Annotated in this window: 18 protein-coding genes; 11 read left to right on the top strand and 7 right to left on the bottom strand. The window is 48.3% G+C overall.

What is annotated here, in order from left to right:
- Positions 1-36: 36 nt before the first annotated feature.
- On the top strand, positions 37-381 hold the full coding sequence (locus tag AF_RS00580; protein WP_010877632.1) for a hypothetical protein: 345 nt from the start codon (positions 37-39) through the stop codon (positions 379-381).
- A complete protein-coding gene (locus AF_RS00575) occupies positions 350-1,312 on the top strand; it encodes a radical SAM protein (protein ID WP_010877631.1) in 963 nt (320 codons plus the stop codon). Before AF_RS00580 ends, AF_RS00575 begins: the two co-directional genes overlap by 32 nt.
- Here AF_RS00575 and AF_RS00570 read toward each other — a convergent pair.
- From AF_RS00570 to AF_RS00560, 3 genes are read right to left on the bottom strand one after another with little or no spacing between them, the layout of a single operon-like run.
- Positions 1,292-1,972 (bottom strand): uroporphyrinogen-III synthase, encoded by a 681-nt coding sequence (locus AF_RS00570; protein ID WP_010877630.1) that lies wholly within the window; start codon positions 1,970-1,972, stop codon positions 1,292-1,294. The two genes, AF_RS00575 and AF_RS00570, sit on opposite strands and share 21 nt — an antisense overlap.
- A complete protein-coding gene (locus AF_RS00565; protein WP_010877629.1) occupies positions 1,969-2,742 on the bottom strand; it encodes a carbon-nitrogen family hydrolase in 774 nt (257 codons plus the stop codon). Before AF_RS00565 ends, AF_RS00570 begins: the two co-directional genes overlap by 4 nt.
- On the bottom strand, positions 2,729-2,998 hold the full coding sequence (locus AF_RS00560) for a winged helix-turn-helix domain-containing protein (RefSeq protein WP_010877628.1): 270 nt from the start codon (positions 2,996-2,998) through the stop codon (positions 2,729-2,731). Before AF_RS00560 ends, AF_RS00565 begins: the two co-directional genes overlap by 14 nt.
- A gap of 72 nt (positions 2,999-3,070) precedes the next feature.
- On the opposite strand from AF_RS00560, the gene AF_RS00555 reads away from it, so the two are divergent.
- From AF_RS00555 to AF_RS00545, 3 genes are all read left to right on the top strand, one after another.
- The gene (locus AF_RS00555; RefSeq protein ID WP_048064166.1) at positions 3,071-4,141 is read left to right on the top strand and encodes a formate--phosphoribosylaminoimidazolecarboxamide ligase; all 1,071 of its coding nucleotides are present in this window, start codon (positions 3,071-3,073) and stop codon (positions 4,139-4,141) included.
- A 51-nt stretch (positions 4,142-4,192) separates the two neighbouring features.
- Entirely contained in the window at positions 4,193-4,954 is a 762-nt protein-coding gene (gene cobB2 / locus AF_RS00550; protein WP_010877626.1) for an NAD-dependent protein deacylase Cob2, read from the top strand.
- A 115-nt stretch (positions 4,955-5,069) separates the two neighbouring features.
- A complete protein-coding gene (locus AF_RS00545; protein ID WP_010877625.1) occupies positions 5,070-5,969 on the top strand; it encodes a CBS domain-containing protein in 900 nt (299 codons plus the stop codon).
- 22 nt (positions 5,970-5,991) lie between these two features.
- Here the strand turns inward: AF_RS00545 and sepS are convergent, their stop codons facing one another.
- Positions 5,992-7,596 carry an O-phosphoserine--tRNA ligase gene (gene sepS, locus AF_RS00540; RefSeq protein ID WP_010877624.1) on the bottom strand — a complete coding sequence of 535 codons (1,605 nt, stop codon included), beginning with the start codon at positions 7,594-7,596 and terminating at the stop codon, positions 5,992-5,994.
- A gap of 47 nt (positions 7,597-7,643) precedes the next feature.
- On the opposite strand from sepS, the gene AF_RS00535 reads away from it, so the two are divergent.
- Together AF_RS00535 and AF_RS00530 are read left to right on the top strand one after the other, a co-directional pair.
- On the top strand, positions 7,644-7,967 hold the full coding sequence (locus AF_RS00535; protein WP_010877623.1) for a ribonuclease P protein component 4: 324 nt from the start codon (positions 7,644-7,646) through the stop codon (positions 7,965-7,967).
- A 24-nt stretch (positions 7,968-7,991) separates the two neighbouring features.
- Positions 7,992-8,789, top strand: coding sequence for a 2-amino-3,7-dideoxy-D-threo-hept-6-ulosonate synthase (locus AF_RS00530; protein WP_010877622.1), 798 nt, complete (start codon positions 7,992-7,994; stop codon positions 8,787-8,789).
- Here AF_RS00530 and pyrI read toward each other — a convergent pair.
- The gene (gene pyrI / locus AF_RS00525) at positions 8,786-9,247 is read right to left on the bottom strand and encodes an aspartate carbamoyltransferase regulatory subunit (protein ID WP_010877621.1); all 462 of its coding nucleotides are present in this window, start codon (positions 9,245-9,247) and stop codon (positions 8,786-8,788) included. The two genes, AF_RS00530 and pyrI, sit on opposite strands and share 4 nt — an antisense overlap.
- Positions 9,244-10,140: an aspartate carbamoyltransferase gene (gene pyrB / locus AF_RS00520; protein ID WP_048064165.1), complete on the bottom strand. Its 897-nt coding sequence runs from the start codon at positions 10,138-10,140 to the stop codon at positions 9,244-9,246. Before pyrB ends, pyrI begins: the two co-directional genes overlap by 4 nt.
- Positions 10,141-10,241: 101 nt before the next feature.
- Between pyrB and AF_RS00515 the strand changes: the two genes are divergently transcribed.
- Both AF_RS00515 and AF_RS00510 read left to right on the top strand, forming a co-directional pair.
- A complete protein-coding gene (locus AF_RS00515; RefSeq protein ID WP_231487543.1) occupies positions 10,242-10,571 on the top strand; it encodes a DUF4870 domain-containing protein in 330 nt (109 codons plus the stop codon).
- Positions 10,568-10,984: a PPC domain-containing DNA-binding protein gene (locus AF_RS00510; protein WP_010877618.1), complete on the top strand. Its 417-nt coding sequence runs from the start codon at positions 10,568-10,570 to the stop codon at positions 10,982-10,984. Before AF_RS00515 ends, AF_RS00510 begins: the two co-directional genes overlap by 4 nt.
- 10 nt (positions 10,985-10,994) lie before the next feature.
- Here AF_RS00510 and AF_RS00505 read toward each other — a convergent pair whose 3' ends face one another.
- Positions 10,995-11,564 (bottom strand): pyruvate kinase alpha/beta domain-containing protein, encoded by a 570-nt coding sequence (locus AF_RS00505; RefSeq protein WP_010877617.1) that lies wholly within the window; start codon positions 11,562-11,564, stop codon positions 10,995-10,997.
- A gap of 109 nt (positions 11,565-11,673) precedes the next feature.
- Here AF_RS00505 and AF_RS00500 point away from each other — a divergent pair, with 109 nt between their 5' ends.
- Together AF_RS00500 and AF_RS00495 are read left to right on the top strand one after the other, a co-directional pair.
- Positions 11,674-12,240, top strand: a complete 567-nt coding sequence (locus tag AF_RS00500; RefSeq protein WP_010877616.1) for a helix-turn-helix transcriptional regulator — start codon at positions 11,674-11,676, stop codon at positions 12,238-12,240.
- Positions 12,241-12,243: 3 nt separating this feature from the next.
- Complete coding sequence (locus AF_RS00495) at positions 12,244-12,894, top strand: hypothetical protein (RefSeq protein ID WP_010877615.1); 651 nt, start codon at positions 12,244-12,246, stop codon at positions 12,892-12,894.
- Positions 12,895-13,038: the final 144 nt, after the last annotated feature.

Raw genomic sequence — 13,038 nt, 5'->3', positions numbered from 1 at the left:
TTAGATTTAAATAGCCAGAAATTGAAGGGCACTGGAATGAAGAAGATAGAACTCTACACATACGACGATGCGGTTAAGGACATGGAGGAGGGGGCTACGGAAGCGGAGGTTACTGCGAGAAAATGGGAATCAATTCTTTATGCCCTGAGAGAGATTGAGGAGGTAGCGCTACAGCTAACGCCTCTCTGCGAGAAGTACATCGACTTTGATTGCGAGGGTTGCCCGCTTACCAACTTCGACCTTCCTTGCTCAGAAGCGATATCCACCTACAGCCTCTTCTGCGGTGATTTGAAGAAGCTGAGGATGGTTGCGGAGAACATGCTCTCGATGATTCTCGCCGCTGGGAGGTATGAGGAGAGGAGGAACAGCTTTTTCGTCTAAGTGTAAGATCTGCGGTAAAGCCGCTCCTTTCTCTCTTCCAGTCTGCCCTGAGTGCTCCAAGAAAGATGCAGCTCTCGAAATCGCCACCTCACTTCACCCACCTCTATACGAGAAAAGAGTCGAGGGCTGCAACCTCTGCAGCAACAAATGCTCTGGTATTGCCCTTTGCGGCAAACCTGAATACGGCAAATTGACCTACTACGAAGACCCTTTGCCGACGAACTGCTGCAACGCCTGGTTTTGCAATGGGAGCAAGCTAACAGGGACGAATCTCGCCGTGTTTTACTACGGATGCAACTTCGACTGTCTTTACTGCCAGAACTGGACCCACAAATACTTCGAAGACGTCAGAACCGTTAGTGTTGACGAGCTTCTGCGTGCTGCGAAAAACTTCAGAGTCAGGTGCGTCTGCCATTTTGGGGGCTCACCCGAGCCGCAGCTCCCATTCGCTTTGAAGTTCAGCAGAAAAGCACTGGAATTCAAAGAAGACCTGATGATTTGCTGGGAGTGGAATGGGGCCGGAAACACCTCTCTGGCGTTAAAGGCCGCCGAATTAAGCTCAAGGTCTGGAGGAACTGTGAAGTTCGACCTCAAGGCGTGGAATCCAAATCTGCACGTTTTGCTTACGGGGAGAGATAATGAGAGGGTAAAGGACAACTTCGAGAGGATTTACGACAAACACGGAGAGGTGCTATCCGCAACAACACTGCTGGTGCCCTACTACGTTGATGAGGAGGAGGTGGAGGGTATTGCCCGGTTCATTTCCTCGTTCAGCACTGAAATTCCCTACAGCCTCCTCGTCTTCCATCCGGACTACAGAATGTCCGACTTCCCCGTCACCCCTGTGCAGCAGGTGAAGAGATGCTACAAAGCGGCCAAAAAACACCTTAAAAACGTGAACATCGGGAATCTACATCTTCTTGGACTTTAAAAGCTCTATCACCCCATCAAATGTGTACTCTTCCGGTATCTCCGCCCTTATACCCTTTTCAGCCAAAACCTTTGCCGTGGGAGGGCCGATGGCTACAACGAAGATGTTCTTAAGGGCCTCTAAGCATTTTTCATCGCACAGCTCAAGAAGGCTTCTCGCTATCATGCTGCTTGAGAAAACAATTGCATCATAAAATCCCTCTCTAACCTTCTCAACCTCTCTTCTCTGCTCCTCTCCCTGCAGCTTTTCGATTCTGTAAACCTGGATTTCCCTGAAATCTGCCACTTCCGACAGTCTTTTTACTGCCTCACTGCCAGCATTGCTCCTGAAGGCCACCACCCTTTTTCCCCTAAGCATTTCAGCAAATTCTTCGTAAAGGGTCTCGGAGTCGAATTTTGAGGGCAAAAGCACTTCCTCAGCCTCTATTAGCTCAGCGGTTTTTTTGCCGATGGCTATTACTCTTTTCAGCCTGACACCCCTCTCCCTCAAAACTCGCGCAGCATTCTGGCTCGTAACTATCGCGAAGTCGTGCTCCGGAACATCGAAATCTGTGTAGATTAGCTTTATGAAGGGGCATCCGTAGGCGTCGAATCCCTCCTCGCGGAACCTCCTAATCGTCTCGCTGAGCAGCTCAGCCGGACGGAGAATCAGAACTTTCATAGGAGCTCTTCTCTCAAATCGTTCAGGAAGGGGAATTTTTTCCTGACCTCGTAAACGTCCCCTAGCCTTATATCGCTCATCATGACCTCCTGATATTCAGATGCCTCGATAAGAACCGTGCCCATCGGGTCGATGAGCATGGAGTGCCCCCCGTAATCGAGGTCGCCCTCAACGCAGTTCACACCTGCTACGAAAACCTGATTCTCAATTGCTCTGGCCTGAAGAAGCACCCTCCAGTGGTCTATCCTCTCTTTGGGAAACTCCGCCGGAATGACTATGATTTCAGCTCCCATCTTGACAAGCTTTCTGGAAAGCTCCGGAAATCTCACTTCGTAGCATATCAGCAGGCCTATTTTGCCAAGATGCGTCTCAAAAACTTCAAGCTTATCCCCCGCCTTGAAGTACTTTTTCTCGTTCGTAAGGGGGAATAGGTGGGTTTTCCGATACTTACCTATTATTTTCCCCTTGTGGATAATGACTGCCGAATTGTAGAGGTCATCCCCCTCCCTTTCCGCAACGCCAGTTATAATCATTATGTCCTTCTGTTCCGAAATCTTCAGCAGCAGAGAGAGCTCTTCCTCCAGCGGCTCTACGGTCTCATAGTTGTGCTTGTAGAATCCCGTGTTGAAGACCTCTGGCAGTATTACCATGTCTGCCCTTACTTGAATGGCCCTCTTGATAAGGCTCATCCCCTTCATTATGTTCACTTCTCTGTCGGGCAGAATTCTCTGCTGAGCCAGAGCTATACGGATTTTCTCAGAGGTAGTCAATTATCTCACCCTCCTTGGTTATTTTCCAACCTCCATCCTTCCTTTCAATGCAGAAACCCCACTCAAGGATTTTGAGGTGGTAATCGAGCTCCTTTTTGCTCAACTTCAGCTTTTCCATAATTTCGTCCTCATTCTTTCCCTCCGCTATCATCTTCAGGATTTCCTTTCTGACTGGATTCGCGACAGCCTTGTGATACCTCTCGTGGTATATCCTGCTCTTCTCGATGCTATCGCTGTACTTTTCCCAGCTTGACATCCTTTTAAACTTGTTGAGCTAAGATTTTAACTTTTCGAATGGTTTATATAACCTTCACGAACGGTGGGGGCGATGAGGGATAAGATACTCTCAGTCCTCGAAGATTATGATAAGGCAAACATCCACATAGGGACGATTGGAAGCCATTCGGCACTCAACATCCTCAAAGGGGCAAAGGATGAGGGGTTCAGCACGGTCTGCATTTGCAGGGAGAGGGAGAAAAAGGTTTACGAGAGCTTCGGGGTTGCTGATAAGTTCGTAATCGTTTCAGACTATTCAGATTTACTTGATGAAAACATTCAGGAAGAGCTTAGGCACTTGAACACAATTTTAATCCCTCACGGCTCCTTCAACGCCTACATCGGTAAATTCGATTCGTTGCTGCTACCGATGTTCGGAAACAGAGAGCTGATGATTTGGGAAACGGACAGGGACAGGCAGAGAGAGTGGCTGGAAAGGTCAGGAGTCAGAATGCCGAAGAAATACAGCAGGCCAGAGGAGATAGAGGGGCTGGCCATTGTAAAGTATCCGGGGGCGAAAGGGGGAAAGGGTTACTTCATAGTGTCCTCCCCAGAGGAATTTTATGAAATTTCGGATGAAATGGTGAAAAAAGGGCTTATTGGTGAGGAGGACATCAAAAACGCTGAAATACAGGAGTACATTCTCGGTGCGAACATTTACTTCTCCTTCTTCTACTCCCCGGTTTACGGAAGGGTTGAGCTAATAGCGGTGGACAGAAGGTATGAATCAACTGCGGATGCTTTGGGCAAGGTTCCGGCGAAGGAGCAGATTAGAGCTAACATAAACCCAACATACACCGTTATCGGCAACTTTCCGGTGGTTCTACGAGAGTCTCTGCTCGTGCAGGCATTCGAGGCAGCTGAGGGCATCGTTGAGGTATCCAAGGAGATAGCCTACCCCGGCATGGTCGGAGCATTCTGCATTGAGTCAATTTTTGATGAGAACGCACTGATGTACGTCTTTGAGATTTCTGCAAGAATTGTGGCAGGGACGAATGTCGGAATTCCGACCTCTCCATACTCCTACATTCTCTTTGGAGAGAACATGTACATGGGGAGGAGAATAGCGAGGGAGATAAAGCTTGCAGCGGAGAAGGACATGCTCGGCGAGTTGATTTACTGAATTTCTTTCCAGAGCGAAAAGTATTAAATTTAACGACTTATTAGGGAAAATATGGAGGATGAGATAAGGAAAGCGGCAGAGATTCTTGCCAAATCGAAGCACGCGGTTGTTTTCACAGGTGCAGGAATTTCGGCCGAGAGTGGTATTCCCACGTTCAGGGGCGAGGATGGGTTGTGGAGAAAGTACGACCCTGAGGAGGTCGCCTCAATTTCGGGATTCAAGAGAAACCCAAGGGCCTTTTGGGAGTTTTCTATGGAAATGAAGGATAAGCTGTTTGCAGAGCCAAATCCCGCTCACTACGCCATAGCGGAGCTGGAAAGGATGGGGATTGTGAAGGCCGTCATCACTCAGAACATAGACATGCTGCATCAGAGGGCGGGGAGCAGGAGAGTTCTGGAGCTTCACGGAAGTATGGACAAGCTCGACTGCCTCGATTGCCACGAAACATACGACTGGAGCGAGTTTGTAGAGGATTTCAACAAAGGCGAAATCCCGCGCTGCAGGAAATGCGGCAGCTACTACGTCAAGCCGAGAGTGGTGCTTTTTGGTGAGCCACTACCGCAGAGAACGCTATTCGAAGCGATTGAAGAGGCAAAGCACTGCGATGCATTTATGGTGGTTGGCTCTAGCCTCGTGGTTTATCCCGCTGCTGAGCTCCCCTACATTGCGAAGAAGGCTGGAGCGAAAATGATCATCGTAAATGCGGAGCCAACAATGGCTGACCCCATTTTTGACGTTAAAATCATCGGAAAGGCCGGAGAAGTTTTGCCAAAAATCGTAGAGGAGGTCAAGCGGTTGAGGAGTGAAAAATAATATTTTTTCTTATTTATTTTTAAAAGCTTTTCTTTAATATTCCTGTGTCAGAAAATTATAAATATCTCTCACGACCATTAAAGAATATTAAAATTAAAAATTGGAGGTGGTGCAAATGGTTGATCTGGATTTGACCCAGATTCAGAAGGACATACTGTATGCTTTGATAACGCTGTATAAGAAGAAATCTGGCGGATCGGTGAAAGGAGAGGAGATTGCAGAACTCATTAACAGAAATCCCGGAACCGTAAGAAACCAGATGCAGGCTTTAAGGGCACTGGGGCTTGTGGAGGGTGTACCGGGACCGAAAGGTGGTTACAGACCGACTTCAAAGGCCTACGAGCTTCTGTCAGTAACGAGACCGGAGGAATCCGTTGTTGTTCCGGTAGTCGTAAACGGAAACGTTATGGAGGAGCTCTCTGCGGAAGAGATCGTTTTGCCCTCTATATCAAATCCAAACATCTGTCAAGCGAGAATAAGGATTATTGGAGATATCAAGAAGATTAATCCGGGAGACAGCGTAATTGTAGGCCCCACACCCGTCAACGAGATGATGGTTTACGGAAAGGTGGTTGGTAGGGATGACACCGAGAACACGATCGTACTCGACATTGAGAAAATCGTCGCTCTGCCGAAGGACACGGTTGGCGAGCACATGTCTTCACCGATAATCTCCGTAGATGCCGAAGAGTCTGTTGTAAACGCAGCAAAGGTTCTTGCCGAAAACGGAATCTACTGCACACCAGTCCAGAAGAACGGCAAGTTCGTGGGAATCTTCACTCTCGACCACGTGGCAAAGGCGGTTGCCGAAGGAAAGCTGAATGCGAAGGTTGAAGAAGTGATGAGACCGAAGCTCGTGATGGTTGAAAAGGACACCAAGATAGGTGAGGCCCTTAGACTGATGAGAGATGAGAAGGTAAGGATACTGCTCGTCACAGATAAGGGAGAGCCAGTTGGAGTCATTACCGACCAGAAGATTCTGACGAGGCTCGCGCCCGAGCAGGTGGAAACTTAAATTTCCTTTTCTTTGTTTTTGCCTACTCAATTTCGGCCTTAACGGTAACGAACAGTGGTCCTCTGACGTCTATCTTCCCCTTCTTCCAGAGAATGTACCTCCTGACGTTTTCGTGGATGTAAAGGTTTATGTCCGAGAGGTTCTCTACAATCCTAGCTTTCACCTTCACCTCCTCCTGTTCCCTCATCGCAGCCTCCTCAACCTTCCTTGCTGCATAGTAGGCAAAGCCGTCGATGTACCTAATGCCGGTAGGCACACCCTCCTCAAAGAAGCTCCTCCACTTCTTGGTTTTTGGAATGCCGTAGATGTCCCCTTTGTAAACAACAACCTCGTTGGCGTAAGCAGGACCGCATAGCTTCGTGTTCTCCTCCTCCTCAACCACGTAAACCCTCACATTTCTGCCCATCATCTCCCCTTCAAATGCCAAAAAGCTGCAGGGGCTCGGCTCCGAAGCGTGCTTTTCTGCCGTCTCCACAATGCTCTGGGCAATTTTCAGCCCTACAGCAGTCTGGGGGACCTCCTTAACCTTTATTTCCCTCGCAATGTCGAGGTCGCTTAGCTTAATCTCTCCATGAATCTGCGGGTAAACCATCTTCCTCACATCGTCGTAGCCATAGAGAATCATTGCCAGCCTTTCCACTCCTAAGCCGAGATTCATCACGGGATAGGGAATGTCGTACTCCGCAAGGGCCGTGGGAGAGTAGATGCCGAAGGTGGCAATCTCAATCCAGCCGTCGCTGTACTTTGTACTTGAGCCAACGAGCTTCGGATGGAAGGCAAATACCTCTGTCTGCGTGTCGGGGATGTAGTACTTGCTCCTCTTCTCGTCCTTCCTGAACCTGAAGTTCTCGAAGCCGAACTGCCTTAGCAGAGCCTCGGCAACAGCCTTTCCGTCATCAACGCTGAGCTCTTCATCAACCAGAACACAGCTGGCTGAGAAGTAGGTGTAAAGCCTCGTCGCATCCTCTCCCTGCTCCCTCCTGAAGCAGCGGTCGATGCTGAAGAGTTTGATGGGTAGGGGGAGCTTGTCGGCGATGTGGCTCAAAGTTATGAACCAGCCAGTCGTCATGTGGCTTCTGAGAGTGAGCGTGCTGGAGATTGGCTTTAGCTCCTTGAACTCTGGAAAGACTTCATCGAGTATCTTTACAGCAGTTATGTCATCAACGTCCAGAACTTCAGCAATAAGGTAGCTCAAATCGTCTCCGTCAATCTCACCCTTCTTGTAGCGGTGGAAAATCTCCTGCAGGGGCTTTGAATCAACCTCCCTCTTTGTTATGGCCTCAATCTGCCTGATTTTCTCCGCAGAGATACCCACATTGGGCTTGGGGAGTGTGGCAAGGTAGAAGCACCTGTCGAGGACGGCCAAAGCCTCCCTTCCGAACTGCTTTTTAACGTGGACATCCTCAACAATCAGCGGATTCACAACCTCAGAAAATCCTATGGAGAGGTAAGCCTCCCTCAATCTCTGAATTGTGGCAAATAGAGGGTGCTCCTTACCAAAGCTGAAACCCACTCTGGGATAAAGCTCGTTCGGACTTCTCTCAGCCAGAATTTCCTTTCCGGCCTTCCATGCAGCTTCGAAGTCCTTCTCTGCAAGCTCTCTGTACTTCTGAGGGTCGAATTTCATAACGGCTGAGATACAAAAGGCTATTTATCTTTTTGTTTACTGCCTGCGTGCTCAGAAGGGACAAGAAGAGGGAGTCGAGGATTGCCAGAGAGAGGGTTTTTTACCTCATAAAAAGGGCTGAGGAGTGGAAAAACATCGACTACGAGCTTGCAAGGAGATACGTTGAGCTGGCAAGGAAAATTGCGATGAGGTACAGGGTGAGAATTCCGCGAGAGCTGAAGGCAACTTACTGCAAGAAGTGCCTCTACCCCTACAAGGCTGGGAAATTCAGAGTGAGGGTGAGGAAGAGCAGGGTTATTATCACATGCCTCAACTGCGGTTTTGAGAGGAGAATTCCCATCCGGCCCAAAAGAGTAAACCGCAAAGTTTAAATTGCCACTTTGAAACTAAGTAGCATGACAAAGATTGGCAAGAAAATAAGAATTGAGAGAATAATTAACCGGGAAAGCAGGAATACCGTAATCGTCCCAATGGACCACGGAGTGTCTATGGGGCCGATCGAGGGGCTGAAAAATTTGGCTGAGACTGTAAATGCTGTGGCTGAGGGTGGGGCGAATGCTGTAGTTTTGCACAAGGGTGTGGTTGGCTTCGGTCATAGGGGATACGGGAAGGATGTTGGCCTAATCATCCACCTCAGTGCATCAACCTCTCTCGCTCCTGACCCGAATGAGAAGGTTCTGGTGTGCACGGTTGAGGAGGCGATAAAGCTCGGTGCTGATGCTGTAAGCGTTCACGTAAATGTGGGCAGCAAGACAGAGGCATACCAGTTGAGGAAGCTCGGGGAGATTTCGAAAATAGCCGGGGAGTGGGGAATGCCGCTGCTGGCGATGATGTACCCGAGAGGGGATGGAATCAACCAGTTCGATGAGAAGGCGGTAGCTCTCGCTGCAAGGGTAGGGGCGGAGCTTGGGGCGGACATAATCAAGACGAACTTCACCGGAGACGTGGAAAGCTTCAGGAGAGTTGTCGATGGATGTCCAGTGCCGGTTGTGGTGGCTGGGGGGCCGAAGATGGGCAGCGATGAGGACATACTCAGAATGGTCAGGATGGCAATGGATGCTGGAGCGAGGGGAGTGGCAATAGGAAGGAACATTTTCCAAGCCAATAATCCGACAAAGATGACGAGGGCAATATCTATGATAGTCCACGATAACGCTGACGTCAGCGAGGCCTTGGAGTTCCTGAAGAGTTAGCTTATGTAATTATCAAGATTTTCTATTTTCCTCCCGCAGTAGTGGCACCTTGCCGTTGCCCTCATTTCTTCCGTTTTGATGTAAAACTTGGGTGTTATCGGCTCCCTTTCAGCATTGGAAATGCAGGCGTGGTTGGGGCATTTGAGCACTCCCTCCACCACCTCAGGAGGGCTTACCTTGAACTTCCTCTCTATCTCGTAATCTCTTATCAGGTTTATTGTTGCGTTTGGTGAAATCAGGGCGATTTTGTTTAACTCTTCATCCCGAATAAACATCCCCTCTACCTTGACAATGTCCTTCTTCCCCATCTTGCTGCTCGGGACGTTCATGGCCATTGAGACCGTCAAATCTGTGCCGGGCTGAATTTTCAGTATTTTCAAGACAAGTAGGGCTTTTCCTGCGTTGATGTGGTCTATAACGGTCCCCTCCTTTATTTTGCTTACAACAAGCTCCCTCACAGCATCACCTCGCTGAGTATCGCCATTCTCACAGGAACTCCGTAAAAGGACTGCTGGAAGTAGCGGGCATGCTTTGTGGAGTCAACGGATGGGTGAATTTCGTCAACCCTCGGCAGGGGGTGCATCACAATCATGCTGTCCTTGGCGCTCTTTAATGTCTCCGCAGTGATGCGGTAGCTGCCGGAAACCTTCCTGTACTCCTCCTCATCCGGAAAGCGCTCCTTCTGTATTCTTGTAACATAAAGGACATCTATCTCGGAGATTACCTCCTCCAGCCTTGCCCTCCTGATTTCCGCACTAACATCTTCAATTATGTCCTCAGGTAAAGCGAGTGCTTCCGGGCTGATGAGGTAAATTCTCATATCAAAGAGGGCGAGGGCCTTTATCAGGGAGTGTATCGTCCTTGAGTACTTGAGGTCACCCATAAGAGCAATGGTTATACCATCAAGCCTCCCGCACTCCTTTTTGATGGTGTAGAGGTCAAGGAGCGTTTGGGTTGGATGCTGGCCAGCTCCATCGCCTGCGTTGATGACCGGCACGGATGAGTTCTCTGCAGCAAACCTCGCCGCTCCTTCGAGCGGGTGCCTTATGACGATAGCATCGCAGTATCCAGAGACAACTCTGATGGTGTCTGCAAGCGTTTCTCCCTTTGCAATGCTGCTCGCCTCCTGAGCGGTCATGTTGATGACATCTCCCCCAAGCCTCTTCATCGCTGTTTCAAAACTCATTCTGGTTCTTGTTGAAGGCTCGAAGAAGAGGTTTCCGAGTATTTTGCCCTCAAGAATTCTCAGCTTTTTCTCCCCCCTCGCAACATCCTCAAACTCTTCAGCTTTTTTGAGAATGTAGTTTATGTCCTCCCTATCAAGGTCGCCGATAGAAATGAGGTGCCTCATCACACCTCCTCTCCTTTTACGGTTTTAAACTTTCTCCCGTATGCTATTGCACTTGATATAACCAAGCAAAAGCTTAAATAATTATGAAGAAATTATACTCCATGCCGAGTTCTACTGGTTTGAAGGAAAATGTTGCCGGAGCGCTGAGCTACCTGCTTGGCCCGATTACGGGTATTCTCTTCCTCTTGATGGAAAAGGAGAGCCAGTTTGTGAAGTTCCACGCCATGCAATCGACGATTACCTTTGCCGGATTCTGGGTTCTGGACATAGCTCTCTCGTTTATCCCCTACATAGGAGTGCTTTTGATTCCCATCGTGGGGTTGGTCGCCTTTATAACGTGGCTGGTGTGCATTTACAAGGCCTACAGCAACGAGTGGTTCAAGCTTCCTGTTGTAGGAGACATTGCGGAGCAGCAGATTGGAGGAGTATGAAGGTATTCGAGTTTGAGGTAGGCAAAGGTTTCCTGCTCAGGCTGGACTACGGGAAAGATCTGGTAAGGCAGATCGAGGAATTTCTGGAGGAGAAGGGAATACATGCAGCCCACATTTCAGCGATAGGAGCGGTCAGGAGTGCTGTGATAGGCTACTATGATCAGGAGAAGAAAGAGTACGTAAAAAAGGAGTTGATGGAGCCGCTTGAAATCTTAAGTTTGTCCGGTAATGTCTCGATGAAGGATAGCAAGCCCTTCTGCCACATCCACGTTTTGCTGGGGAAGGATGGGGAGGTTTACGGAGGACATCTGTTTTCAGCGGAGGTTTTCGCCTGCGAGGTCTTCGTTCTGCCCCTGAGTGGAGAGGCTCCCGAAAGGGCTTTTGACGAGCAAACAGGGCTCTTTTTATGGTGAGTCTATCCCATCAACGCTTATTCCTCGGCATGCAGATTATCTCCTTTATTTCAGCATCGAAGAAGTTGTTCATGTGAGCCGGGCGAATGACAACAGCGGTGTCTGCTCCTCTGCTTCTCCCGCCCACGGCAACGACCTCCTCAATGGGTATTGCCCCGCTGTCTGCGGCCATTATTGTTATCTCAACGCAGACCTTCAGCCCATGCCCGAAGAGGGAGCGAAGAGCCTCAGCAATAGCCTCGGTTCTGCTGACTCCTCCAAGCTTCCTGCTGATGCTCCTCTCCAAGCCGGAGAGGATGTGGGACTGCCTTACGATTTTCGCTCCCCTTTTTCTGAGCTCTTCCTCCACCTCAGGAGGCATTGTGTTCTCTCCCTCCCTCACGAAGCCAGTGTGGTAGGTCACAACGACCACTTCGAGCCCTTCGGCCATTTCAAGAGCTTTCATGGCTGTATCGCCGTAGGATGACGCCACGACAAGGTGTTTAATACCAAGCTCCTTAGCCCTCTCGACCGCAAGTCTCAGAGTTTCCTCGGTGTTCTCCCTTCCGGGTTTGTTGAAGTAGACAATCTTCTTCTCCATGAACGAAATAGGGGCAGGGATTTAGATAACTTTTTAGCATGAGACCAAAGAACATGCACTTGCTGAAGCAGCACAAGCTTTATAAATTTACCAATTCAACATTCATCAAATGGCAGGACTGGACGAGCTCAGGAACCTGTCAGCGACGAAAATGAGGCTGCTTAAACTTCTGAAAGAATGGAAAGACCTTTCAGAAATTTCCTGCGAAATTGGGCTGAGAAAGCAGAGTTTAATTCCGCACTTAAAATTCCTGAACACCTTTGGACTTATTGAAAAAAATGGTAGGCATTACAGGACAACAAAAGTCGGTGAGCTTTTTCTTGAAAAGTTTTCTGAGTTTGCCAGATTTCTCAATGTTATTGGAAGCTGCGGAAAATTCCTGAGTGAGCACGATATTTCACCCATCCCTGCAAACCTGCTCAACAGAGTTGGAATGCTTTATGGAGCAAAGATTTACACCAAGAAAAACCCTTACGAGTTCCTTCCAGAGTGGCTCGACATCGTCAAAAATTCCGGGCGAATTCAAGGCCTCTCTTCAGTCTATCACCCTGCCTTTCCCCATTTGTTTTTGGAACTCTCAGCAGAGAGGGATGTGAAGCTGACTTTAACTGAGGAGGTACTACGACAAAAAAGCCTATGGGATTGGAGTGTAGATTTTAGTTTCATGGGGTGGTGAAAGATGAGGAGGAAAAATGTTATTCTGGTTATTTTTTTCTTAATTTTCTTCATAGGTTTCGAGTTTTCGGACATGACACTTGCATTCATAAATCTTCCTTCAAGTTATACGTATTATGTGACCAGCTTCGATAAAAAATTGCCAAAGAATGTGACTTTGATTATTCCAACTTGCAGTTTAAATGGGGATATCGCCGAAATTAAGCCTCTTCGTGAAGGCAACATTTCCCTTCTCGATACTCAGTACGGTAAAATGATAAAGATCGAAGCTGAGGAAGTGGGTCATATAACCATAACGAGTTTTATAAGCAGCGAGAAAACAATTGATATTATAAATGAAAATATAACGCTCTCTCCGATTCTTGAAAGGGAACTCCTTTCAAAAACAGAAAACAAGAAAGAGTTATCTATGGTCTACAGAGTTAAGATTCCCGTTTATGCAGAATTTGAGGGGAACTCTACGATTTATGTCACTTTACACGTAGAGTCGGGTTTTAAAGCTCTTCCCTTTTTCTTCACCTTCACAATTCCGTGGGAGCCCAGATACGGCTGGAAACCTTACGCAGGGCACAAGTATCTGGAAGTAAAAATCACCAAAAAAGGCTGGCAGCTTGCGGAGGGTGAAGAGAGAGTGAGGTTAATTTTCGCGGTATGATAGGTGTTTATGAATATTTCGATCTACATAGTATTCCCAAGACTATCCTTTCACGAATTTGGAGCCTTTCTTGCAGTAATTTCACAGGTTTGGTTTTTCTGAGTATGGAGGTGAAGAGTAAGAGATCTGACGTACCCTTTGCCT

Origin of the sequence: Archaeoglobus fulgidus DSM 4304, assembly GCF_000008665.1 — an archaeon.
GTDB lineage: Archaea > Halobacteriota > Archaeoglobi > Archaeoglobales > Archaeoglobaceae > Archaeoglobus > Archaeoglobus fulgidus.
Note: the sequence above shows the minus strand (reverse complement) of the source record. Positions and strands in the feature narration are given on the sequence as shown.